This is a genomic window from Pseudomonas sp. LBUM1655, from assembly GCF_059716085.1.
Genome location: NZ_CP166801.1, coordinates 4,711,207 through 4,734,211 on the forward strand (window position 1 = coordinate 4,711,207; position 23,005 = coordinate 4,734,211).

The window sequence follows — 23,005 nt, forward strand, 5'->3', positions numbered from 1 at the left end:
TCTGCAAAAAGTCGCTTAAACGAACAGCGACAGCAGCAGGATAAAGCCCAGCGCGACGATGGAGAGGATGGTTTCCATCGCGGTCCAGGTCTTGAACGTCTCGGCCACGGTCATGTTGAAGTATTGCTTCACCAGCCAGAAACCGGCGTCGTTGACGTGGGACAGGATCAACGAACCGGCACCGGTGGCCAGCACCAGAAGCTCACGGTTGACGCCCGGAATCATCCCCACCACCGGCACCACAATGCCTGCGCCAGTGATGGTCGCCACAGTCGCCGAACCGGTGGCGATACGAATCACCGCCGCTACCAGCCACGCCAGCAGGATCGGCGAGATTTGCGCGCTGACCGCCATGTGGCCGATCACGTCGCCCACGCCGCTGGTCACCAGCATCTGCTTGAAGCCGCCGCCAGCACCGATGATCAGGATGATCGCCGCGGTTGGCGCCAGGCTCGCATCAAGCCACTTGAGCATTTGGTTGGAGCCAATGCCCTGTTTGTAGCCAAAGGTGTACAGCGACAGCAGCAACGCCAGCAGCAGTGCCGAGATCGGGTGACCGATCATGTCCATCCAGGTACGGAAGAAGTTACCGTCCGGCAGCGCCACGTCAGCAAAGGTTTTCAGCAGCATCAGGAACACCGGCAGCAGCACAGTGATCAGGGTGATGCTGAAGCTCGGCAGAACGGCGGAATCGTTTTCGCGGGCCAGTTGATCGACCAGTTCCTGATTCGGGTGACCCGGAATGTGCTTGGCGATGAACGTACCGAAGATCGGACCGGCAATGATGGCGGTCGGCAGCGCAACGATCAGACCGTACAGGATGGTCTTGCCGATATCAGCGCCGAACACGCCGATGGCCAGCAGCGGACCCGGGTGCGGTGGCACCAGACCGTGCACGGCGGACAGGCCGGCGAGCAGCGGGATACCGATCTTGATGATCGACACGCCGGTGCGGCGGGCAACGATGAACACCAGCGGAATCAGCAATACAAAGCCGATTTCAAAGAACAGCGGAATGCCCACCAGGAACGCGGCGAACATCATTGCCCACTGGACTTTGTCTTTACCGAACGCGCGGATCAGGGTTTGGGCAATCTGGTCTGCCCCGCCCGACTCGGCCATCATTTTGCCGAGCATGGTGCCCAGCGCGAGGATGATGCCGACGAAACCCAGCACGCCACCAAAGCCGTCCTGGAACGCCTTGATGATGGTGCCGATCGGCATGCCGGACGTCAGGCCGAGGAACGCGGCGGCGATGGTCAGGGCAATGAACGGGTGAATCTTGAACTTGGTGATCAGGATGATGAGTCCGATCACCGTGACCACTGCATCAAGCAGCAGGTAGGCGTCGTGGGACATGCCAAACATTGGGGGTGTCTCCTGGTTTGTTGTTGTTATTAAAGCGGGTTAATCAGAAGTCGTGAGGACAGCGCTATCTGCATGGACACACTCATACCGCCTGTTTCAGGCCGTTGGCCTGCCACCAGACGTGAGCTTGTTCAGCCAGTTCTTCAACACTGTGGATCGATGCATTCAACGCCAGGGTCAACGGCTCGCCCTTGGGCGATTCGAGGGTGGCGAACTGGCTTTCGATCAACGTGGCCGGCATGAAATGGCCCGGGCGGTGGGATACACGCTCGGCGGCCACTTCAGGCGTCAGTTCCAGGAACACGAAGCCCAGGCCCGGCAAGGCACTGCGCAGCACTTCGCGGTAACTGTGTTTGAGGGCCGAGCAGGTCAGCACCGGGCGCTGGCCCGAGGCATCGACACGACGCAATTCATCGCACAGGCTGTCGAGCCAGCCGGCGCGGTCGTCGTCGTTCAGGGGGATCCCCGCGCTCATCTTTTCGATGTTCGCGGCCGGATGAAAAGTATCGCCTTCAATGGCAGTGGCGCCGCTCAATTGGCACAGGGCCTCGCTGACGCACGTCTTGCCGCAACCGGCAACGCCCATGATGACCAGGGCGGTGATGGGATGACTCATATAACACCTCAGCGCGCAGACAGCGCTACCTTTGCTAGCTATGACTCTAGTGCACAGGTAGAAGTTGCCGACGCCTTCTTGTCGTTTTTTTGGGTTGCAGCAGGTTTGTTCCCAACGCCAAAAAGCGAAGATCAGGCAGGACCTCGCTTACGCATTTGCAGCTGCATCAGGACAGCGCTACCTTAGTGCCTTGATTTTTGTTTGGCAAGCCGCCCGATGACCACCTCTAAAAACGATAAAAATACCCGCACCACCGGCCGTCCCACCCTCAATGAAGTTGCCCGCCTGGCCGGCGTCAGCCCGATTACCGCCTCCCGCGCCTTGCGCGGCGTCAGCACCGTGGCCACTGAGCTGGTGGAGAAAGTCCAGAAAGCTGCGCTCGAACTCAACTACGTGGTCAACCCCGCCGCCCGTGCCCTGGCCTCTGCCCAGAGCCATTCGGTGGTGGTTTTGGTGCCTTCGTTATCCAACCTGTTGTTCATCGACACGCTGGAAGCCATTCATCGGGTGTTGACGCCCAAGGGCTTCGAAGTGCTGATCGGCAACTTCCACTACTCGCGCGATGAAGAAGAAAAACTGCTGCGCAACTACATGGCCTATCAGCCGCGTGGCTTTCTGCTGACCGGGTTTGATCGCACTGAAAGTTCGCGGCGGATGATCGAAGCGAGCAACATCCCCTGCGTGTACATGATGGAACTGGACAGCGCCGCTGGCGTGAACTGCGTCGGCTTCTCGCAGCTCAGCGCTGGTGAAACTGCCGCCGAGCATTTGCTCTCTCGTGGGCGCAAGCGTCTGGCGTACATCGGCGCACAGCTCGATCAGCGCACTTTGCTGCGTGGCGAAGGTTTCCGCAAAGCGTTGCAGAAGGCCGGGCGCTACGATCCGGATCTGGAAGTGCTGACCCCGCGCTCCTCCTCTGTTGGCTTGGGCGGGGAGTTGTTTCTGCAATTGCTGGCAGCGCATCCGGATGTCGATGCGATCTTCTTTGGTAACGACGACTTGGCGCAGGGTGCTTTGCTTGAGGCGCTGCGCAATGGCATCAAGATTCCCGAGCAAGTGGCGATTCTGGGCTTCAACGACTTGCCAATGTCCGAGCACATGGTGCCGCGTCTGAGCAGCATCAATACGCCGCGAGAGGCGATTGGCCGGCGGGCGGCGGAGCAGATGTTGACCTTGATGGCGGGCAACAGCGTTGCGCGGCCAGTGGAAGACATGGGCTTCGAACTGAAGATCCGCGAAAGTACCTGACACCACCCTTCCCTTGCTGATCATTCCCACGCAGAGCGTGGGAACGATCATTGGGTCAGTGGCCGAGTAACTCGACCAGCGCCAACGCGCCCTTCTGCAACGGCTGGCTCTTGAGCCACACCGCATGCACCGGCAACACCAGGCCGTTTTCGATGTTGCGGAAATTCAGGCGTTTCAGGCGCCCCGAATCCAGCCGCGACTGCACCACCGACAACGGAAAGTTGCCCCAGCCCAATCCCGCCTCGACCATCTCCATCGCCGTTTCCAGACTGTCGGTTCGCCAACAGGACTCAGCCACCAATGGCCGGGTCTCGCTGATCGGCAAATCACGGCTGGCGACAAAAATTTGCCGCACATGCACCAGGTCTTCAAGAAACAGATCCTGGCCCTGCAACAACGGACTGTCCGCCGCCAGCGTGGCGATCATTCGTTCGTTGCCGACAAACTGAAAACGCTCGAGCACGTTCACGCTCAGTCCGGCGAACGCCAGGCACACACTGACCCGACCGCTGTGCAACATCGCCAGCACGTCATCCTGCGGCGCGGTCAGCACTTCGATGTCGAGCAGTGGATGACGCTCGGCGATCACCTTGATTGCCGCCAGCAAACGTCGGCGATCAATGTCCGCCACCACGCCGATCGACAATTTGCTCTCCAGCCCCAGCGACAATTCCACCGCGTGTACTTGCAGTTGCTTGAGCTGTTCGGCGATCAACCGCGCGTGAGGCACCAGCGACATCGCCATCGCCGTCGGTTGCGGTTCGCGATGGCTACGGTCGAACAGTTGATAACCCAGTTCGGCCTCAAGGTTGCCGATGCCCATACTCACCGCCGACGGGACTTTGCCCAACGCCCGGGCGGCGGCGGAAAAGGAGCCGCGCTCGATCACGGCGAGAAACAGTTCGATGCTGTCGCTGTTGAAGTTCAATTCCCCACCTATCAATAAAACTGAAAGCTACTGACTTTTTCTGTCAGCTCTATTGAAGCTATCTTTCGCCGCCTCCGCCAGTCCCGCTGGCCATCGAATCTGAAATAAGAGGCAAATCTGCATGCAAGGCGTCAAACGCAAACTGGTCTATGTGTCGCTCTACGAAGTAATCGGCATGACCTTCTCCGCCCTTGGTCTGGCCTTGTTGTCCGGCACCTCGCCGGGCAGCACCGGGCCATTGGCGGTGATCATCACCACCATCGCCGTGACCTGGAATTTCATCTACACCTCGCTGTTTGAACACTGGGAAAGTCGGCAGAAGTCGCGTACCCGCACAGTCAAGCGACGCATCGCCCATGCCGTCGGTTTTCAACTGACGTTGATCGTGTTCCTGATTCCGTTAATCGCGTGGTGGATGAACATCAGCCTGGTACAGGCGTTTCTGCTGGATCTGGCGCTAATCATCTTCATCCCTTGCTATACGTTTGCCTTCAACTGGCTGTTTGATGGGGTATTCGGCTTGCCGGCCTCGGCGCTGCCGGATTCTGCCGCTGCGGCATAAATCGCTAATTCGTAATTTGGTTTATCGGGTGGCCGCGCAAGCGTCTGCCCGATTCGCCGCACTGGCCGTGCACACGAATCTGGCGCTGGAGAGGATTGCCCATCGCTGACGCTTGGCGGTCACCCACTGCCGCTCATCGGCAAAGGATGACCGTTTTCTCAATCGCCTGAATCCAACAACTCTCTGAAATAAAAGGCTTTATTGGTCAGGCACGGTAATTGCTCCTGTATGGCGGTCAGTCATAACTACAGGTCAATTCATCATGTTGGTCAGTGCCAAACAAATGGAAATGCTGCCGCTGCCCAAGCGGTTGGCAGAAGACGCGACCGCCACAGCGGCTGCCGGTCTGCAAGGCGGCCTGCACGGCGCGATGTTGCAAACGCTGCAAAACCAGGTGCAGACGCAAAACAGCGAAGCCACCGCCAAGGTGCAGGACTCGGCCACGCAGATTGCCACTCAGCAAGTCAGCGAAGCCACGCGCATCAGCGACAACGTCGACGAAGCGTTCGCCAAGACCCGTGTCGGCCTGCAAACCACCGATACTTCGGATGCGACCAAAGCCACCGGTTCCGCCACCGACGAGTTCAAGGACTACATGAGCAAGACGCCGGAACAGCGTCTGCGCGACAGTATCCTCAAGGACTTGGGCATCACCGAAGAAGACATCAAGAACATGCCGCCGGAGAAACAACTGGCCATCGGCAAAGAGATCGCCCAGCGCTTGCAGGACAAGATGCAACTGGCGCAGTCGGAGAAAGAGAACGTCAACGACGTCAAGGACAGCGACAAACTGGCCGACAAGTTTCTCGCTGCGCTTTGAAGTAAAAAACGCTCAAAATAGAGTCTCCATTCGGGACTCTTTTTTGGCTTGCGAACCGTTCGTCGCACATCTCCCTCTACCTGTAATTTCTGACAGTAGACGCCCTTTCCATTTCGAAGAACCATGGCTGCAATTACGCAGTGTGTGATTCTCTCGATAACCGGCAAGGAAGATAAATCATGAGCAACACTAAAGCCGTCGGACTGTTCAGCTTGAAAGTAAAGGAAAACAATGGCCCCGAGGTCTCTGTTCCTACCGACCTGCTCCATTTCTCGGTCGAGCCAAACAGATTGCTCGCAGGTGGGTTCGACAGCTCCACCCCCCCACCACCATGGGGCAGCGAGTTTGTGATCTCCGAGAAGATTGAACCGGGCACCTATACGTTGAGAAGCGCGAAAGCCACAGCCTTCTATAACCCGAAAACCGGCGACAGCTGGAGTGCCATTCAAGAAGGGGGCGAGATCACTCTGGACGAGGTCGACTTCGTAAAGAAATTCGCAAAAGGCAGCTTTAAGTTCACCGCCGTCGACAAGCAGGATCCGCAGAACACTGCAGCAATTACCGGGACGTTTTCGCTCCAGCAGTAGACTCGAGCGAGCACGCAATGGATCTCGCAACAATGTGGGCGGTTTCCTGACTCTGACTGGCAAGGAAGAAAGATCGTGAACGAAGACATCAAAAGCAAATCCAGCAAAGCCACAGGGCAATTCAGCTTGTACGTGAATGAGAACAACGAAGGGGAAGTGTTGGTTAAGACCAACCGTCTCGTGATGGTTCTGGAGTCTAAACAACTTTACGTGGCCGGGAACGCCACCGACGACATCACCTCGCAGGGAGCAGATTTCTATATTTCTAAAAAGATCGAGGCCAACACAACCTACGCCTTCGAATCAGACATTGTCGGTGGTAACTACAACCCAAAACATTTTGTGGGTAGTTCCTGGTCTTCACTGGTTGAAGGTGGTGAGGTCACAATCGAAGAAGTAGACCTGGACAAAAAAACTGCAAAAGGCCGTCTCAAGTTCACCGCCCGATCACAAGACGGGAAACAGTCTGCAGAAATCAGTGGAGACTTCGATTTGTCAGAATAGACCCGGTGCTACGCCTTCCATGCGCCGATCAACAACTGCCCCTCAAGTTCGAGAGGCAGTTGCCCTGACATCATCAATTCAACTGCAACGTCTCATTGAACTGGCTGATCGCATCCACCACATGCCGCGAGCCCTGTTGAATTTCCAGGATCACCTCCCCCGCCTCGTTCGCCAGTTCCACCCCGAGCCCGGTGCGGCTCAGACTCGATTGCATGCTCGACACGGCGCTCAACGACAAGTCGTGGTTCTTGCGCACCACCTCGACAATTTCCAGGGTTGCCTGACTGGTGCGGGCCGCCAAACTGCGCACCTCATCGGCGACCACGGCAAAGCCGCGTCCATGCTCACCGGCCCGCGCTGCTTCGATGGCGGCGTTGAGCGCCAGCAGGTTGGTCTGATCGGCGATGCCGCGAATGGTCTGAACGATGGTGCCAATGATGTCCGACTGCTTGCTGACCGCATCGATGCTCACCGCCGCTTCGTTGAGATCGCGGGAAATGTCCTGAATGATCTGCACCGTTTGCTGCACAACCAGTGAGCCTTTTTGCGCGCAGGCGTCGTTTTGTACCGATGTGCTGTGGGCCGATTCCGCGGCGTTTTGCAGGGTGGTCATCTGATGGGTGATATCACTGGCGAACTTCACCACTTTGTACAACCGGCCCTTGGCATCGAACAGGGGGTTATACGAGGCTTCCAGATACACCATCTGCCCGGACTTGTTCTTGCGTTCGAAACGGTGCGAGTGATATTCGCCGCGATTGAGTGAGGCCCAGAATGCTTTGTACTGCCCTGATTCGGCATCGGCGCGATGGCAAAACAGACTGTGGTGGTGGCCGACGATTTCGTTGAGCGAGTACTGCATGGTCTTCAGGAAGTTTTCGTTGGCAGTAATCACATTGCCTTCCGGAGTGAACTCAATCACCGCCATGGAGCGGCCGATCGCCGCCAGCATGCTTTCCTCTTCGTGTTCCTTGTTGATCCGCACGGTAATGTCGGCGGCGACTTTGATCACACTTCTGACTTGCTTGTCCGGGCCATACACCGGCATGTAACTGGCTTCGAGCCAGACCTCTTTGCCACTCTTGTTCAGACGCAGAAACGTTCCGCCGATGGGTTCGCCACGGGCCAGATCGCGCCACAATTTGGCGTACTCCTCGCTGCGGTAAAACGCTTCTTCACAAAAGATTCGATGATGCTTGCCGCGAACTTCCTCGGCGCCATAACCCATGGTCTTGCAGAAGTTTTCGTTGGCATCCAGAACGATGCCCTCGGGCGTGAACTCGATCATTGCCATTGAACGGCTGATCGCATCCAGCTTGGCGTTGGCCTCGGTCAGGGCACAGCTGAATCGCTCGATTTCCTGCAGGTCAGCCTTGTGATGTAGGTTGAACATGGTTGTATCACCTTCCGCGCGGATTTTTGATTTGATGAAAGTTCAGGTCTTTCAGAATCCACCACTACGTTCCGAAGAACAGGCACACGCACTCCTCCACAGGAGGAAGTTGTCAGGTGACAAATGATGATTAATCGGAGCGTCCATGCAGCGACGTTCTAATCAAGACATCCTTCTCTTGATAGCCCGCACGCGGGCCAGCCCTAACGTGTTGAAGAACTTCCATTTAAACGACGCTCCTTGTTGGTTCAGTGTCGGTGCCTCGGGTTGCGCACTCTGGCAGCATGAATCACGGACTAACCGACCGACAGTGACATTACGGTCGACATGGTTAGTTAGGTGTCAGCATAGCCATCGCAAAGCCTAGCGCAAGGCCACTAGTCGGCCAGTATCTGGCACTTTTTGCACAAGAAACGGTTCAGCCAGAAACAAAGAAGCCCCTGTACGCGCTGCCGCAGGCTGCGATCTTTTGATCTTGTTCTTGAAAAACAAAGTCAAAAGATCTCAGCCTGCGGCAGCGCCTACAGGGGGTTGGCAGACGGATTAGAGGTGGGAGCTCACCTTGGTAGCCACTTCTGCGGGCACCCAAAGTTTCCAGACCTGCGGCTGATCGCGCAAAAACGCCTCGGCCACCGCCCGCGGTTGCTGGCGTTTTTCACTCATCCCCGCCAGCGTCTGGTTGAGCAGATCAATCGGCAAATCGACTTTCTCAAAGAACGTCACCAGTTCCGGATACTGCGCCTTGAACGGCGCCGATACGCCAATCGCCAGGCTTGCCGGCATCGAGCGGGTGCCCTTGGGATTCGGGTTATTGGCATCGGCGAGGGTCTTCCAGGCTTCGGCATCAAACGGCGGCTCCTCGAGCTTCACCAGTTTGAAGCGTCCGAGCAGCGGCGTCGGCGACCAGTAGTAGAACAGCACCGGCTTACCCCGACGAATCGACGATGCCACTTCGGCATCCAGCGCCGCGCCGGAGCCGGTGCGAAAATTGACGAAGCTGTCATTCAGCGCATACGCCTTGAGCTTCTGGCTGTTGACGATCTCTGACGTCCAGCCGGTCGGGCTGTTCAGAAAGCGCCCTCGGCTCGGGTCTTCGGGATCGCGGAACACGTCTTTGTAGCGCGGCAGATCGGCTACCGATTTCAGTTCCGGCGCCAGAGGTTTGATGCCGCGTTCCGGATCACCCTTGATCACGTATTCCGGCACCCACCAGCCTTCGGTGGCACCTTTGACCGTATCACCGAGGCCAAACACTTTGCCTTCGGCGGCCGCTTTGACCCACGCTGGACTGCGCCCCGCCCACTCTTCGCCGATCACCTGAATGTCATTCTTTGCCAGCGCCGCTTCTAGGCTGACGGTGCTACCCGGCAGCGTATCGGTCGAATAGCCATAGCCTTTCTCGACAATCAGGCGCAGCACTTCAGTGATGAAACTGCCACTTTCCCAAGTGATGTCACCGAAGTGGATCGGTGCGGTTTTCTCCGCCGCCGAGACCGCGCCGACACTCAGGCTCAACGCCAGTATTGAACCGCCGAGCAGGGTTTTGATCGATCTCATGCAGACCTCTTGTCTTGTAGGAGTTGGTTGGCGCTGTGGCGATCGCACAGCGCCTGGGAACGGGTCATGTACACGCTGACCGAGCGCTGGGAGATGCCTAGCTCGGCAGCGATTTGCGGGTAGGTCAGGCCGTCGATGCGCGCGAGCAGGAAGGTCGAGCGGACTTTGCCCGGCAACCGTTGCAGGCTGCGGTCGAGACGGCTCAGGGTTTGCGTCAGTTGCGCGATGTCTTCGGGCGAGGTGGCGTACTCCACATCAATCTGCTGTCGGTGCTGACGCTCGAGATCCGCGCGGCGCCAGCGCTGATAAAGCAGACGCTGCGCGATGGTGGTGAGCAAGGCTCGGGGTTCACGGAGCGCGGTCAGGCCGGTCGCTTCGAGCAATTGCACGAAGGTTTCGGCGGCGATGTCTTCCACGCTTGCCGCATCGTGCAAATGACGGCGCAGGTACGTGCAAAGCCAGTGGTAATGGCTGCGGAAGAGGCCGTCCAAGTGATTGCGATGGGATACGTCGGCGCCGGACATAGGGGCTCCTGGGTTAGGGGTCGCTGAATGTCCGGTCGTCCGGTGGCGCGATCCTAGCAAGGCGCCTTATGCATTAATAATATTTAAATATTATTTTTATATTCGATTATCGAATTAGCGTAATTGGCCGTAGCCCAGTGCCTCGGCCTCTCGCTGGTAATCGAGCACGATCTGATAGTCGCTTTCGCTGGCTGGCAGCACCTCGGCAAGACCCAGGGTCTGTGCGACGTCGGGAAGTTCGCTCAGAGACAGGTTCATGACCTGGCGCAACCGTTCAACCTGTTTGTCTGTTGCGGCGGCGACGGTAATGAACGGCAACGTCGGACTCAACGCACTGCGCGCCACCACGCGCAATCCGCTTACCTCCTCGGGCGCGTAATGGGCGAGACAGGCGTAGGTGACGCTGTCGATGGCCGCCAGATCGGCGCGACTGTCCCGCAACCAGCGCAAGCTCTCGCGGTGGCCGCCGCTGATGCCGACCGAGGCGAAAAAACGCCCGTCCTGCTGCAATGACACCAGACGCTGACGCAGCAGGTTCATGCCGCTGTTGGAGTCTTCGCTGTTGATCACCCCGCGGCTGTGGCGAAAGTCCGCCAGGGTTTCGCGTGTGTCGTCGGCGCGACTGAGGATCAGGCTGCAATGGTTGCCGGCGCTGGCGTCGGGCAGTTCGTAGCGTGGGCGACCGACGATGCGGACCTGACCGCGCAGCAAGGTCATCAAGGGATAGCCGCAGGTTTGGGTCAGCAGTAGATCCGGTGATAACCACAGCTCGGGCAGCGACAGGCTTTCGGCGCTCAGACGCGAGTGGCCCAAATGGTCGAGGATGCGTTTGATCCAGCGGTCATTGGCCGCCCGGATTGGCTCCGGGGCGGTGTACATCAGCAGTTCGATGTGGTGTTGGGTCATGCACATTCTTCCCGGACAACAAAATTCCAATGTGGGAGCGGTGGTGCTTTTGAAATCAGTGAAACGGATGCTCGGGACTGTCGATCGGCCTCAACCCGTTCTGCCGCCACAACTGCCCGTACCCCTGCACCAGAAAGCCGCCACTGCGCGCGATCCACTGCTCGCGATGCATCCGATAAACCTGCGGCAAGTCGTACCACGCCAGCCCCGGCAAGTCGTGATGCACCAAATGAAAGTTGAGATTGAGAAACAGCCAGCGCCACGGCCACCCGGCCTCGTTGAGCACCGTGCGGCGCTCCGGTTGAGCGTGCGGGCGGTGTTCATAGTAGGAGCGAATCATTGCGATCGACAGCGCCGGCACACTGATCAGCAACAGGTAATGCCACACCGGTAACACACTGTAACGGGCGATGAGCCAGAGCATCAGCAGCGTGCAGGCACCATGGGTCAGCCACATTATCCAGGCTTGGCGTTCGCCGTTTTTCAACCGTTGCAGCTCTTCGCCGGCCAGTGCAACAAGTCCCAGCGGTGCACCAATCACGAAACGGCCGATCACCGTTTTGTTCAACCAGTGCAGGCTGCGCTCGAACAAAGAACTGCCCTGCCAGCCTGCACTCGTCAGGTAACGACTTTCCGGATCGACACCGGGAACCGTCAGATCCTCATCGCGGTGATGCAACAAATGGCTGTCGCGATACAAGGTGTACGGATACCACACCGCAAATGGCGCGTAGCCGAGGATTTTATTGAAGAGGGTCGAGCGGGTCGGATGACCGTGGAGCAACTCATGCTGCACCGACAGCCACAACACCAGCAGCGGGATCAGCAACACCGTGGTCAAGCCGCGACCGAGCCATTCGCTATTGAAGATGATGGCGAACCAGCCGCCATACACGCCGATCAGCAACAGCCAGGTCGGCCATTCGGTGCGGGCGGTAAAGCGTTGACGCAGGGTTTCTATGTTTTGGCGATGGGTGGCGTCGAAGTAATGGGCCATGTCGTTGCTCGGAACGGGAATCTTCTCCCTCTGTGCAACGGCAGCGGTAAATCTTGCAGATTATTTTCAGGTTCAGGCAGGAGCCCGAGAATCGAGCTCCTGAGGGGCGTGATCAATGGCCGAAAATGTCGACTTTCTTGGCTTTCTTTTCCGCACGTTTTTCAATCGCAGTCTTGGCCGGTTTCTTCTTCGCGGCTTTCTTTGAATCCATACCTTTGGACATGATGGGTCTCCACTCACAGGGCTGTAGGCTCAGGTATACACCTATCCTAAGGCGCGCGTTCTTTTATAATCGCCGCTTCCCTCACCGCCAGTCCGATCCCATGCCCGATACCCAATACACACTGCTCGACGAGTCGCTTTGGCCGTTGATGAACAAGTTTTACCGCAGCCACCAATCCTCGATGAAAGCCGTGCGCGAGGCGCAATTGTGGGTGGCGCGACGTGGCGACATTGTTGCGGCGTTGTGTTTGCGGCCGGTAGCAGGTGGGCGTTGGTTGACCGGGTTGTTTGTCGATCCGACGTGTCGTGAGCAAGGGCTTGCCGCGCAGTTGATCACGGCGGCAGTGAAGGATGTGACAGAACCGGTGTGGCTGTTCTGTCATCCGGATTTGCGTGGGTTTTATGAGCGACGCGGATTCAGTATCGACCCTGCCCTGCCCCAGGCGATGGCGGAGCGCTTGAGCCGGTATGCGCGGAGCAAGCCGATGATTGCGATGGGGCGTTTATAAGATCTTTTGATTGTTGCTAGTCGTCTGCGGCTGGATCGAGATCCGGGAACATCACTTCGGTAAAGCCGAACTTGCTGAAGTCGGTAATCCGCGACGGATACAACCGGCCGATCAGGTGATCGCACTCATGCTGCACCACCCTCGCGTGAAAACCTGCAGCCACGCGCACGATCGGCTGGCCTTTCGGATCAAAACCTTCGTAGCGAATTTGCTGATAACGCTCCACCGCACCACGCAATCCCGGCACTGACAGGCATCCTTCGAAGCCCTCTTCCGTCAATGGATTCAACGGTGTGATCAGCGGGTTGATCAAAATCGTCTGCGGCACCGCTTCGGCGTCCGGGTAACGTTCACTGTGCTCGAAACCGAAGATCACTAGTTGCAGGTCTACACCGATCTGCGGCGCGGCAAGGCCGACGCCGCCGACACTTTCCATGGTCTGGAACATGTCGTCGATCAGTTGCCAGAGTTCAGGGCTGTCGAACATCTCGGCTGGCACGGGTGGGGCAATACGCAACAGGCGCTCGTCGCCCATTTTGAGGATTTCACGGATCATTGATCAGACTTCGTCAGTGTCCGGCTTGAGCGAGTGATCGCGGCCCAGGCCCGAGACGTGTTGTTTGGGATGTTCATCGAGTTCGCCGGGGACTTTCTCACCCGAATCCTTGCCTTCGCTGGACATGTGCTCAATCACCGCATTCATCTCGGCACCGAGCAACAGGACCGCAGCGGAGATGTAGAAGTACAGCAACAGAACGATGATTGCACCGATGCTGCCATACATTGCGTTGTAGTTGGCGAAGGTTTTCACGTAGAACGCGAAACCCAACGAAGCGATGATCCACACCACTACGGCCAATACCGAGCCGGGTGTGATGAAGCGGAATTCCTGTTTGACGTCGGGCATCACGTAATAGATCAGTGCCACGGCAACCATCATCAGAATCACGATCACCGGCCAGCGCGCGATGGTCCATAGGGTGACGATGAATTCTTCCAGCCCCACCTGCGCCGCGATCCAGCCCATCACCTGCGGCCCAAGCACCATCAGCGCGGCAGCCACCAGGAGCATGCCGGCAATGCCGACGGTATAGAAAATCGACAGTGGAAACCGCTTCCAGATCGGGCGCCCCTCGACCACATCGTAGGCCGCGTTCATTGCGCTCATCATCAGGCGCACACCGGCGGAAGCGGTGTAGAGGGCGATGACAATACCCACTGACAGCAACCCACCCTTGGACTGCTGCAATTGATCGATTACCGGGTTGACCTGCTCCAGCGCCTGCGGTGGCAGCACCAGCTCCGATTGCAGGCGCAGCCAGGAAAAGAAGTCCGGCAGGTGCAGGAAACCGATCAGGGCGATCAGGAACAAAATGAACGGGAACAGCGAGAACAGCATCTGGTAAGCCAGAGCCGAGGCGTACGTCGACATCTCGTCGTCGACGAACTCAGTGACCGTGCGCACCATCACCCGGTGCAGGGGCAGACCTTTCATGTCCGGAAATATCATTCGCGTCTCCTTTCGCCGCAATACAGGTTGAAGTCGTGGCGACTCAGGGGCCGTTTTTACATCACGGTAGCCTACTTGGCGACCAGTGGTGGGCCAGCGCAGGGCTTAGACACAAAAACGGCCATCCTTGGATGGCCGCTTCTGTTTTTCGTTCACAACGCAATTACGCCTTGTCGACGGTTTTCTTCACTGCATCTTTGGCTTTGCCAACGGCTTGCTGGGCTTCGCCTTTTTTCTCTTGAATCTTGCCTTCAGCTTGCAGCTTGGTGTTGTCGGTGGCTTTACCGACGCCTTGTTTGACGTTGCCGACTGCTTCGTTGGCCATGCCTTTTACTTTATCGCCTGTGCTACTCATGGTGTTTCTCCTTGGTGCAATTAGGGGGAAAAGTCAGTACGTAATGATTGACCGGCGGGATTTGCGGCGAGTTTCATTTATTTTCAGCGGCTCATTTCGTCGCGGCGTGCAGGTTGGGCTTTATGTTTGCGAGCGTTGCCTTGAGAATGCGCTCCATATGGGCGCCATGCGCCAGAGAACCGATCCCGCAGGAATGTTATGAAACTCGATAAAAAGCAGGCCATTGCCCGTCGAAACCAGGAACTGGGCGGCGCTGTGCTCGGCAGCAACAACTGCCACTTCGCCGAACTGAACCGCAATCGCAACATCTGGTGGTTCGACCTGCCGGTGACGCGCCTGGCCGTTGGTCAGTACGAGTGGATTCACCTGCTGATGCACACGCCGGCCACCGACGAACTGCTGCACTTGAAAGTGCCGACGGTGTTTCTGCGTGAAAAGCTTGAGGGTCTGGTGATTCGCAACGAGGGCAAGCGCAAAGCCGCGCTGAGCCTGGAGTTGAGTGCGGACAAGGATTCGTATCTGCAGGACATGCGTCCGGCGGGGACCAACGTGAACTTCGCGCCGTTTCGTCAGTAACCGCAAAAGCTTCGCGAGCAGGCTCGCTCCCACAGTAAACCGCATTTCAATGTGGGAGCGAGCCTGCTCGCGAAAACGGCCTCACAGGCACAGAATATCTGCCGGCCAAAATCAAAAAGCCCCGCATCTGCGGGGCTTTTTGTTTTACGCGGCGTTCTTCGCCTTGATCTTCTTCAGCTCTTCATCACGCAACTCACGACGCAGGATCTTGCCGACGTTGGTGGTTGGCAGCGCATCGCGGAATTCCACGGAGCGCGGCACCTTGTAGCCGGTGACGTTGGCGCGCATGTGATCCATCACCTGCTCTTTGGTCAGCGTTACGCCCGGTTTGACGACGATAAAGATCTTGATTGCCTCGCCCGACTTCTCGTCCGGGACGCCAATGGCCGCGCACTGCAACACGCCCGGCAGGGTCGCCAGTACATCTTCCAGTTCATTCGGATAGACGTTGAAACCGGAGACCAGAATCATATCTTTCTTGCGATCGACAATGCGCATGTAGCCGTCCGGCTGGATCAGCGCGATGTCACCGGTCTTCAGCCAGCCGTCGCTGTCGAGCATTTCATCGGTGGCTTCCTGACGCTGCCAGTAGCCTTTCATCACTTGCGGGCCCTTGACGCACAGTTCGCCGATTTCACCTAGCGGCTGCTCGACACCGGCATCGTCGATGACTTTGCACAGGGTCGACGGCACTGGAATGCCGATGGTGCCGATCTGGATGTGCTGGATCGGGTTGACCGTGGCCACCGGACTGGTTTCGGTCATGCCGTAACCTTCGCAGATGGCGCAACCGGTCACGTCTTTCCAGCGTTCGGCAGCGGCCAGTTGCAGGGCCATGCCGCCGGACAAGGTGACCTTGAGCGCGGAGAAATCCAGCTTGCGGAAGCCTTCGTTGTTGCACAGCGCCACGAACAGTGTATTCAGGCCGACGAAACCGCTGAACTTCCACTTCGACAGTTCCTTGACCATCGCCGGCAGATCACGCGGGTTGCTGATCAGGATGTTGTGGTTGCCGATCAGCATCATCGCCATGCAATGAAAGGTGAACGCATAGATGTGGTACAGCGGCAGTGGCGTGATCAGGATCTCGCAACCTTCATTGAGGTTGGACCCCATCAGCGCCTTGCACTGCAGCATGTTGGCGACGAGGTTGCGGTGGGTCAGCATTGCGCCTTTGGCAACGCCCGTGGTGCCGCCAGTGTATTGCAGCACCGCGACGTCACCGCTGTCCGGGTTGGCTTCAGCCACAGGCTGACCCTGGCCCTTGCTCAGCACGTCGTTGAACTTGACGGCTTTTGGCAAGTGATAGGCCGGCACCATCTTCTTCACGTACTTGATGACGCTGTTGATCAGCAAGCGCTTGATCGGCGGCAGCAGGTCGGCGACTTCGGTGACGATGACGTGTTTGACGCCGGTTTTCGGCAACACGGCTTCGGCCAGGTGCGCCATGTTCGCCAGGCACACCAGCGCCTTGGCACCGGAGTCGTTGAATTGGTGTTCCATTTCCCGCGCGGTGTACAGCGGGTTGGTGTTGACCACGATCAGCCCGGCGCGTATCGCACCGAAGACAGCGACCGGGTACTGCAGAACGTTGGGCAGTTGCACGGCGATTCGATCACCGGGCTGCAAATCGGTATGCTGTTGCAGATACGCGGCAAATGCACCGGACAATTCGTACAACTCACCGTAGGTGATTGTCTTGCCCAGGTTGCTGAAAGCCGGTTTGTTGGCGAAGCGTTGGCAGGATTGCTTCAACACTGCCTGAATGTTCGGATACTCGTCTGGATTGATCTCGGCAGCAATGCCAGCCGGGTATTTATCCTTCCAAAAGTCTTCGATCATGGAAGCCCACTCCTCAGCAACGCGAATTCTTCACCGCATTTGATGCGATTATTATTGGTGTGTGTTTTGTATTGGTGAATCTGGCTTTTACAGAGGCCGAGAAGTCACAAAGCGCGCCGAGAGTAGCAGCTTTGCCGAGGGTCGCCTAGAGCCAAAAGCGGCCCCTACAGTCACATTGATGACTCAAGACTATCTAGCAGTCATTTTAGAGCAAAAATCCTATATTACCTTGGAAACCCCGGTTTTCCGGGTCGTCCAAGCAAAAGATCGCAGCCTTCGGCAGCTCCTACAGGGAACACATTCCAATGTAGGAGCTGCCGAAGGCTGCGATCTTTTCGCTTCTGATCTTCAGGCGATGTCGCGCAACTCACGCCGCAGAATTTTCCCTACAGGCGTCATCGGCAACGACTCACGCAACACTATGTGTTTCGGCACCTTGTACGCCGTGAAATTCTCTTTGCAGTAAGCCTTCAGCTCTTCAAGACTGACCCCGCTTTCCCGCGCCACCACAAACAGCTTCACCGCCTCCCCCGAACGCTCGTCCGGCACGCCGATCACCGCACAGTTGGCGACTTTCGGGTGGGCCATCACCACGTCCTCGATCTCGTTGGGGTACACGTTGAAACCGGAGACGATGATCATGTCCTTCTTGCGATCGACGATGCGCACAAAGCCGTCCGGTTCGATCACCGCGATGTCGCCGGACTTGAACCAGCCCTCGGCATCCAGCACTTCGGCGGTGGCTTCGGGTTTGTGCCAGTAGCCTTTCATGATCTGCGGGCCCTTGATGCACAACTCGCCCCGCTCGCCCAGCGGCTGCTCGACGCCGTCATCGTTGATGACTTTCAACAGCGTGCCCGGCACGGGCAAGCCAACCGTGCCCAGACGCGACTGGTCGCCGTACGGGTTGGTGCAGGCAACCGGCGATGTTTCGGTCAGACCATAGCCTTCGGTGATACGGCAACCGGTGATCTGCTCCCAGCGTTCGGCCGTGGCTTTCACCAGCGCAGTGCCGCCGGAATTGGTCAGTTTCAGGCTGGAGAAATCCAGGGTCTTGAAATCCGGGTGCTCCATCAGCGCGACAAACAGTGTGTTCAAACCCAGTAATGCGGAGAAGCGCCAGTTCTTCAGCTCCTTGATGAACCCGGCAATGTCTCGCGGATTGGTGATCAGCACGTTGTGGTTGCCGGAAACCATCATGCACATGCAGTTCGCGGTGAAGGCATAGATGTGGTACAGCGGCAGTGGCGCGACCATCACTTCCTGGCCTTCACGCAGCAATGGCTGGCCATCAGGCCCCAGTTGCGCGAGACAGGCGCGCACTTGCTGCATGTTCGCCACGAGATTGCCATGCGTGAGCATCGCGCCCTTGGCCAGCCCGGTGGTGCCGCCGGTGTATTGCAGCACGGCGATGTCGTCGAGACCGACTTTCAATGGCTTGATGCCCTGCCCCCGACCCAGACGCAACGCGCTTTTGAAAGAGACCGCCTGCGGCAGCGAATACGCCGGCACCATCTTCTTCACCTTGCTGACGACGGTGTTGACCAGCCAGCCTTTGGCGGTAGGCATCAGGTCGCCCATCTTCGCTTCGATCAGGTATTGAATATCGGTGTCGGCCAGCACTTCCTGGACTTTCTGGCCGAACATGTTCAGGTACACCAGCGCCCGTGCGCCGGAGTCCTTGAACTGATGGCGCATCTCCCGCGCGGTGTAGAGCGGGTTGGTGTTGACCACGATCAGCCCGGCGCGCAAGGCGCCGAACACGGCAATCGGGTAATGCAGGATGTTGGGCATCTGCACCGCGATGCGATCCCCCGGCACCAGATCGGTATGTGCTTGCAGATAACCGGCGAAAGCGGCGCTCTGGCGTTCGAGTTCGGCGTAAGTCAGGGTCACGCCCATGTTGCTGAACGCCGGGCGATCCGCGAACTTCTTGCAGGAACGCTCGAACACCTCGATCACCGACTTGAACTCAGCCATGTCGATGTCCAGCGGTACGCCGGCCGGGCGTTTGTCATTCCAGAAATCAGGTTGCATTGTTCTTGTCCTCTTTACCTGAGCCGATCCGGGGCCGCGTTTCTGTCATTTCTCGTTCATCCCTTGAATACAGAAAGCAAAAAGCGGAGCTTCACGGACACTAGCAGTTATGGCCAATCAGGCAAATACGGCTAAAGCCGTCATTGATCGTGTGAATCTTCCTGCCGTGGCGTGGGCTGATCAGACGGCGGACGACAGATGCGCTATACACTGTTTCGACTATGAGCAAAGGAATCGCCATGATCCACGACACCCTATGGCTGGACGCGAGTGACCGCAGTCGCCTCTTCGTCAATCAGTGGTTGCCGGCCACTCCGCTGAAGGCCGTGATCCTGCTGGCCCACGGCATGGCCGAGCACAGCGCGCGATACCAGCGGCTGGCAGAGCGGTTCTGCGCCGAAGGTTATGGCGTGTACGCCCCGGACCTGCGTGGACATGGCAGAACTGCCGATAACGGCACCCTCGGGCATTTCGCTGACGATGACGGCTGGTGCAAAGTCGTCGGTGATCTGGCCAGCCTCAATCAATACATAGGCCAACAGCACCCCGGCGTGCCGATCATTCTGCTCGGGCACAGCATGGGCAGCTACCTCGCCCAAGGCTATATGTTGCACCACAGCGCCAGCCTGCACGGGGCGATTCTCAGTGGCTCGAACTTTCAACCGGTAGCGCTTTATGGCGCTGCGCGGCAGATCGCCCGCCTGGAAAAACTGCGCCAGGGTGGCAAGGGTCGCAGCGCGCTGATCGAGTGGTTGTCGTTCGGCTCGTTCAACAAAAAATTCAAACCGGTGCGTACGCCGTTTGACTGGCTAAGCCGCGATCCGGCCGAAGTCGACCAGTACGCTGCCGACCCGCTGTGCGGCTTTCGCTGCACCAATCAACTGTGGATCGACTTGCTCGGCGGCTTGCAGCAAATCAGCAAAGCGTCCACTCTCGCCCAGATAGCCCCGGGCCTGCCGCTGCTGGTGATTGGTGGTGAATGTGATCCGGTGAGCGAGGGCAAGCGTCTGACAGATCTGGCCAATGCCTTGCGCACCGCCGGCAGCCAGAACCTGCAACTGAAGATCTACCCGCAGGCGCGGCACGAATTGTTCAACGAAACCAATCGCGACGAAGTGATCACCGATGTGCTGGCCTGGATCGACCAGGCCCTGAGCCATCCGCGCCCTCAACGTAGCGAATAATTTTTTGTGGATTCATTTGATCCATCACAGGAATCAAGACCGATGACCCAAGTTACCAACATCCCTTACGAAGCCCTCGAAGTCGGCCAGACCGCCAGCTACAGCAAGACTGTCGAAGAGCGTGACATTCAGTTGTTCGCCGCGATGTCCGGCGACCACAACCCGGTGCACCTGGACGCCGAATTCGCCGCCGCCAGCATGTTCAAGGAACGCATCGCCCACGGCATGTTCAGCGGCGCGCTGATCAGTGCTGCGGTGGCTTGCGAACTGCCTGGGCCGGGCACTATTTATATCGGTCAGCAGATGAGCTTTCAGAAGCCGGTGAAGATTGGCGACACGCTGACGGTGCGTCTGGAAATTCTCGAGAAGCTGCCGAAATTTCGCGTGCGCATTGCCACTCGCGTGTTCAATCAGCGTGATGAGTTGGTGGTGGATGGCGAGGCGGAAATTCTTGCGCCACGCAAGCAGCAGACTGTGACGCTGCCGACGTTGCCGGCGATCAGTATTGGCTGATTGATAGCGCAAAACAAAAGTGGGAGCGAGCCTGCTCGCGAAGAGGTCGTGTCAGCAACATCATCGTTGCATGACACACCATATTCGCGAGCAGGCTCGCTCCCACAGTTTTTTCAGTGACGCTTACGAGCGTGCGCGAGCCTGGTTACGCAGGGCTTTCACCTGATCGTGATTGCGCTGTACGCCGTGATACTGGCGTTCAACCAGGTCACGAATACCCACCAGGTTGTGCTTGTTGATTTTCTCCATGGCTTCACGATAAGCCTTCAGCGCATGGTCTTCACCGCGCTCGGCTTCGTTCAGTACAGCCTCTTCGTCCTTGCCGGTGAACATGGCTTTGACGTCTACCCAACGGCGGTGCAGGTCACCGCTGACGCTGGTGGAAGTTTCCGGATCGCCGCCGAGTTTACGCACTTCAGCTTGCAGTTCAGCAGCGGCAGTGGCGCAATCGGCAGAGCGGGACACAAACAGGGTTTTCAGTTCTGGATGCTTGATGTCTTCAGCGCAAGTCTTGAACCCTTCCTGACCGTCCTTGCTGGTTTCAATCAGGTCATTGAGTACAGAGATGGCTTCTTTATTCATGTCGGTCATTTTTCAATTCCTTGCGATCGGTGGAAGATGCAAGGGATATTGCAGTGAGCGTGCCAGCTTTTTATTTTAGAATTATTCTTTATTTATCAATAACTTAAATATAAAGGAACTATCTGTATCCCGGTTATTTGCATGATCTGTCATTTGGCCTGCATGCAGAATGCCTGTATTTTCCAGTTTGAATTGAATCCAGACCGAAACTCGATGAATCCTGAAAAACTCGAACTGCTGATCACCCGCGAAATGCCCTTCGGCAAGTACAAGGGCCGGATCATTGCCGACCTGCCAAGCCCTTACCTGAACTGGTTCGCCCGCGAGGGATTTCCCCACGGTGAACTCGGGGGCTTGCTGGCATTGATGCAGGAAATCGACCACAACGGCTTGTCTGATCTGCTTGAACCGCTGCGCGCCAAACACGGCAAACCTGCTCCGCGCCACTGAAGCGCCCTCCTCTATAGAGTTCAGCCCGATCATGCCCGATAACACCCGCCGCGCCCGTGACGAAGCCTTCTGGCAGACGTTCGCCGATCGTTACGACGTTCATCCCGGCCCAGTGAACCTGGAAAACGGTTACTTCGGCCGCATGTCGCGCACGGTGATCGAGGAGTACCAGCGCAACATCGAACTGATCAACAACAGCAACTCGGTGTATGTGCGCCAACGCTTCGAACAACACGACAACCTCGACATTCGCGCGCAACTGGCCGAACTGATCGGTGTGCGCGCGCAAAGCGTCGCCTTTACCCGCAACGCCACCGAAGGCCTGCAATCGCTGATCCGCAACTACAACCGCTTGCAGCCGGGCGACCAGGTGCTGATCTGCGATCTTGAATACGACACGGTCAAGGGCGCCATGCGCTGGCTGGCACGGCAGCGCGGCGTAGAGGTGATCGAGATCAGCCACACGCACCCGGCCAGTTTCGACAGCCTGCTGGAGACGTATCGCGAGACATTCATCCGCCATCCGAAACTCAAGTTGATGGCGCTGACCCATGTCACCCATCGCACCGGCCTGGTGATGCCGGTGCAGGCAATCGCAACACTGGCCAAGGAACACGGCGTGGACATCATCCTTGACGGCGCCCACGCCCTCGGCCAGATGGAGTTCAATCTCGAAGCGCTGGGCATTACCTTCGCCGGCTACAACCTGCACAAATGGATTGGTGCACCGCTGACTCTCGGCTTTCTCTATATCGCCCCGCAACGTCTGGCCGATATCGATCCGGACATGGGCGAGATGCACTATCCAGCCAATGACATCCGTGCGCGTACGTCTTACAGCACGCCGAACATTCCAGCACTGATGACCTTGCCGCTGGTGTTCGAGGAGCACCGCTCCCTGGGCGGCGCCGCAGCCAAAGGTGCGCGGCTCAATTACCTGCGCAATCTGTGGGTCAGCGCCGTGCGGCACTTGCCGGGCATCGAAGTCATGACCCCGGACGATCCACGGTTGTATTGCGGGATCACGTCAATGCGTTTCACCCGCCACGACAATCAACAGGCGATGGCAGAACGTTTGCTCAACGACTACAACCTGTTCACCGTAGTGCGCAACGGTGCAGCGTGCGGCCCATGCATCCGCATCACGCCGGGACTGACGACCACAGCCGACGACATGCAGTTGCTGACCCGTGCGCTCAACGCACTGCGCTGAGC

At 57.7% G+C, this 23,005-nt stretch carries 25 protein-coding genes and 1 pseudogene; 11 read left to right on the top strand and 15 right to left on the bottom strand.

Annotation, left to right across the window (positions count from 1 at the left end; genetic code table 11):
* Positions 1-15 precede the first annotated feature (15 nt).
* Positions 16-1,368, bottom strand: a complete 1,353-nt coding sequence (locus tag ACA074_RS21085; RefSeq protein WP_187679335.1) for a GntP family permease — start codon at positions 1,366-1,368, stop codon at positions 16-18.
* An 82-nt stretch (positions 1,369-1,450) separates the two neighbouring features.
* The gene (locus tag ACA074_RS21090) at positions 1,451-1,984 is read right to left on the bottom strand and encodes a gluconokinase (protein WP_187679336.1); all 534 of its coding nucleotides are present in this window, start codon (positions 1,982-1,984) and stop codon (positions 1,451-1,453) included.
* Between the two features lie 216 nt (positions 1,985-2,200).
* On the opposite strand from ACA074_RS21090, the gene gntR reads away from it, so the two are divergent.
* A complete protein-coding gene (gene gntR, locus ACA074_RS21095; protein WP_489878910.1) occupies positions 2,201-3,232 on the top strand; it encodes an HTH-type transcriptional regulator GntR in 1,032 nt (343 codons plus the stop codon).
* A 55-nt stretch (positions 3,233-3,287) separates the two neighbouring features.
* Here gntR and ACA074_RS21100 read toward each other — a convergent pair whose 3' ends face one another.
* Complete coding sequence (locus ACA074_RS21100) at positions 3,288-4,160, bottom strand: LysR family transcriptional regulator (protein WP_497657961.1); 873 nt, start codon at positions 4,158-4,160, stop codon at positions 3,288-3,290.
* 121 nt (positions 4,161-4,281) lie between these two features.
* Here ACA074_RS21100 and ACA074_RS21105 point away from each other — a divergent pair, with 121 nt between their 5' ends.
* The 4 genes from ACA074_RS21105 (at position 4,282) to ACA074_RS21120 (ending at position 6,633) form a co-directional block, all read left to right on the top strand.
* Positions 4,282-4,722, top strand: a complete 441-nt coding sequence (locus ACA074_RS21105) for a PACE efflux transporter (protein ID WP_497677736.1) — start codon at positions 4,282-4,284, stop codon at positions 4,720-4,722.
* 262 nt (positions 4,723-4,984) lie between these two features.
* On the top strand, positions 4,985-5,542 hold the full coding sequence (locus tag ACA074_RS21110; protein WP_497657963.1) for a hypothetical protein: 558 nt from the start codon (positions 4,985-4,987) through the stop codon (positions 5,540-5,542).
* 179 nt (positions 5,543-5,721) lie between these two features.
* Positions 5,722-6,129, top strand: coding sequence for a DUF6252 domain-containing protein (locus tag ACA074_RS21115; RefSeq protein WP_497677737.1), 408 nt, complete (start codon positions 5,722-5,724; stop codon positions 6,127-6,129).
* Positions 6,130-6,204: 75 nt separating this feature from the next.
* Entirely contained in the window at positions 6,205-6,633 is a 429-nt protein-coding gene (locus ACA074_RS21120) for a hypothetical protein (protein WP_497677738.1), read from the top strand.
* Positions 6,634-6,706: 73 nt separating this feature from the next.
* On the opposite strand, the gene ACA074_RS21125 is transcribed toward ACA074_RS21120, so the two are convergent.
* The 6 genes and pseudogenes from ACA074_RS21125 to ACA074_RS21150 all read right to left on the bottom strand — a co-directional run bounded on the left by ACA074_RS21125 (position 6,707) and on the right by ACA074_RS21150 (position 12,010).
* Positions 6,707-7,246 (bottom strand): methyl-accepting chemotaxis protein, encoded by a 540-nt coding sequence (locus ACA074_RS21125; protein ID WP_489884248.1) that lies wholly within the window; start codon positions 7,244-7,246, stop codon positions 6,707-6,709.
* Between the two features lie 3 nt (positions 7,247-7,249).
* Positions 7,250-8,026: pseudogene (locus tag ACA074_RS21130) on the bottom strand (PAS domain-containing protein); the annotation flags it as partial.
* Positions 8,027-8,569: 543 nt separating this feature from the next.
* Positions 8,570-9,583 carry an ABC transporter substrate-binding protein gene (locus ACA074_RS21135; protein ID WP_401267974.1) on the bottom strand — a complete coding sequence of 338 codons (1,014 nt, stop codon included), beginning with the start codon at positions 9,581-9,583 and terminating at the stop codon, positions 8,570-8,572.
* A complete protein-coding gene (locus ACA074_RS21140; protein ID WP_401267971.1) occupies positions 9,580-10,107 on the bottom strand; it encodes a sigma-70 family RNA polymerase sigma factor in 528 nt (175 codons plus the stop codon). Before ACA074_RS21140 ends, ACA074_RS21135 begins: the two co-directional genes overlap by 4 nt.
* A gap of 114 nt (positions 10,108-10,221) precedes the next feature.
* Complete coding sequence (locus tag ACA074_RS21145; protein WP_497677739.1) at positions 10,222-11,013, bottom strand: phosphate/phosphite/phosphonate ABC transporter substrate-binding protein; 792 nt, start codon at positions 11,011-11,013, stop codon at positions 10,222-10,224.
* A 55-nt stretch (positions 11,014-11,068) separates the two neighbouring features.
* Entirely contained in the window at positions 11,069-12,010 is a 942-nt protein-coding gene (locus ACA074_RS21150; RefSeq protein WP_497677740.1) for a fatty acid desaturase, read from the bottom strand.
* A 323-nt stretch (positions 12,011-12,333) separates the two neighbouring features.
* On the opposite strand from ACA074_RS21150, the gene ACA074_RS21155 reads away from it, so the two are divergent.
* On the top strand, positions 12,334-12,741 hold the full coding sequence (locus ACA074_RS21155; protein WP_187679722.1) for a GNAT family N-acetyltransferase: 408 nt from the start codon (positions 12,334-12,336) through the stop codon (positions 12,739-12,741).
* 16 nt (positions 12,742-12,757) lie between these two features.
* On the opposite strand, the gene def is transcribed toward ACA074_RS21155, so the two are convergent.
* The 3 genes from def to ACA074_RS21170 form a co-directional block, all read right to left on the bottom strand.
* Positions 12,758-13,297, bottom strand: a complete 540-nt coding sequence (gene def / locus ACA074_RS21160) for a peptide deformylase (RefSeq protein WP_187679723.1) — start codon at positions 13,295-13,297, stop codon at positions 12,758-12,760.
* Positions 13,298-13,300: 3 nt separating this feature from the next.
* Positions 13,301-14,251, bottom strand: a complete 951-nt coding sequence (locus tag ACA074_RS21165; protein WP_187679724.1) for a YihY/virulence factor BrkB family protein — start codon at positions 14,249-14,251, stop codon at positions 13,301-13,303.
* Between the two features lie 163 nt (positions 14,252-14,414).
* Positions 14,415-14,606, bottom strand: a complete 192-nt coding sequence (locus ACA074_RS21170; protein WP_187679725.1) for a CsbD family protein — start codon at positions 14,604-14,606, stop codon at positions 14,415-14,417.
* Between the two features lie 198 nt (positions 14,607-14,804).
* Here ACA074_RS21170 and ACA074_RS21175 point away from each other — a divergent pair, with 198 nt between their 5' ends.
* Entirely contained in the window at positions 14,805-15,182 is a 378-nt protein-coding gene (locus tag ACA074_RS21175; RefSeq protein WP_095188066.1) for a hypothetical protein, read from the top strand.
* 144 nt (positions 15,183-15,326) lie between these two features.
* Here ACA074_RS21175 and fadD1 read toward each other — a convergent pair whose 3' ends face one another.
* A complete protein-coding gene (fadD1, locus tag ACA074_RS21180) occupies positions 15,327-17,024 on the bottom strand; it encodes a long-chain-fatty-acid--CoA ligase FadD1 (protein WP_497677741.1) in 1,698 nt (565 codons plus the stop codon).
* 348 nt (positions 17,025-17,372) lie between these two features.
* Complete coding sequence (fadD2, locus tag ACA074_RS21185) at positions 17,373-19,061, bottom strand: long-chain-fatty-acid--CoA ligase FadD2 (protein ID WP_187679727.1); 1,689 nt, start codon at positions 19,059-19,061, stop codon at positions 17,373-17,375.
* Positions 19,062-19,300: 239 nt separating this feature from the next.
* Between fadD2 and ACA074_RS21190 the strand changes: the two genes are divergently transcribed.
* Positions 19,301-20,245 carry an alpha/beta hydrolase gene (locus ACA074_RS21190; RefSeq protein WP_497677742.1) on the top strand — a complete coding sequence of 315 codons (945 nt, stop codon included), beginning with the start codon at positions 19,301-19,303 and terminating at the stop codon, positions 20,243-20,245.
* A 42-nt stretch (positions 20,246-20,287) separates the two neighbouring features.
* Positions 20,288-20,758, top strand: coding sequence for a MaoC family dehydratase (locus tag ACA074_RS21195; protein ID WP_003227420.1), 471 nt, complete (start codon positions 20,288-20,290; stop codon positions 20,756-20,758).
* Positions 20,759-20,881: 123 nt separating this feature from the next.
* Here ACA074_RS21195 and ACA074_RS21200 read toward each other — a convergent pair whose 3' ends face one another.
* A complete protein-coding gene (locus ACA074_RS21200; protein ID WP_401267951.1) occupies positions 20,882-21,349 on the bottom strand; it encodes a ferritin-like domain-containing protein in 468 nt (155 codons plus the stop codon).
* A 204-nt stretch (positions 21,350-21,553) separates the two neighbouring features.
* On the opposite strand from ACA074_RS21200, the gene ACA074_RS21205 reads away from it, so the two are divergent.
* Positions 21,554-21,790 carry a DUF3820 family protein gene (locus ACA074_RS21205; protein ID WP_497677743.1) on the top strand — a complete coding sequence of 79 codons (237 nt, stop codon included), beginning with the start codon at positions 21,554-21,556 and terminating at the stop codon, positions 21,788-21,790.
* A gap of 31 nt (positions 21,791-21,821) precedes the next feature.
* Positions 21,822-23,003, top strand: coding sequence for an aminotransferase class V-fold PLP-dependent enzyme (locus tag ACA074_RS21210; RefSeq protein WP_497677744.1), 1,182 nt, complete (start codon positions 21,822-21,824; stop codon positions 23,001-23,003).
* The last annotated feature ends 2 nt before the right edge of the window (positions 23,004-23,005 follow it).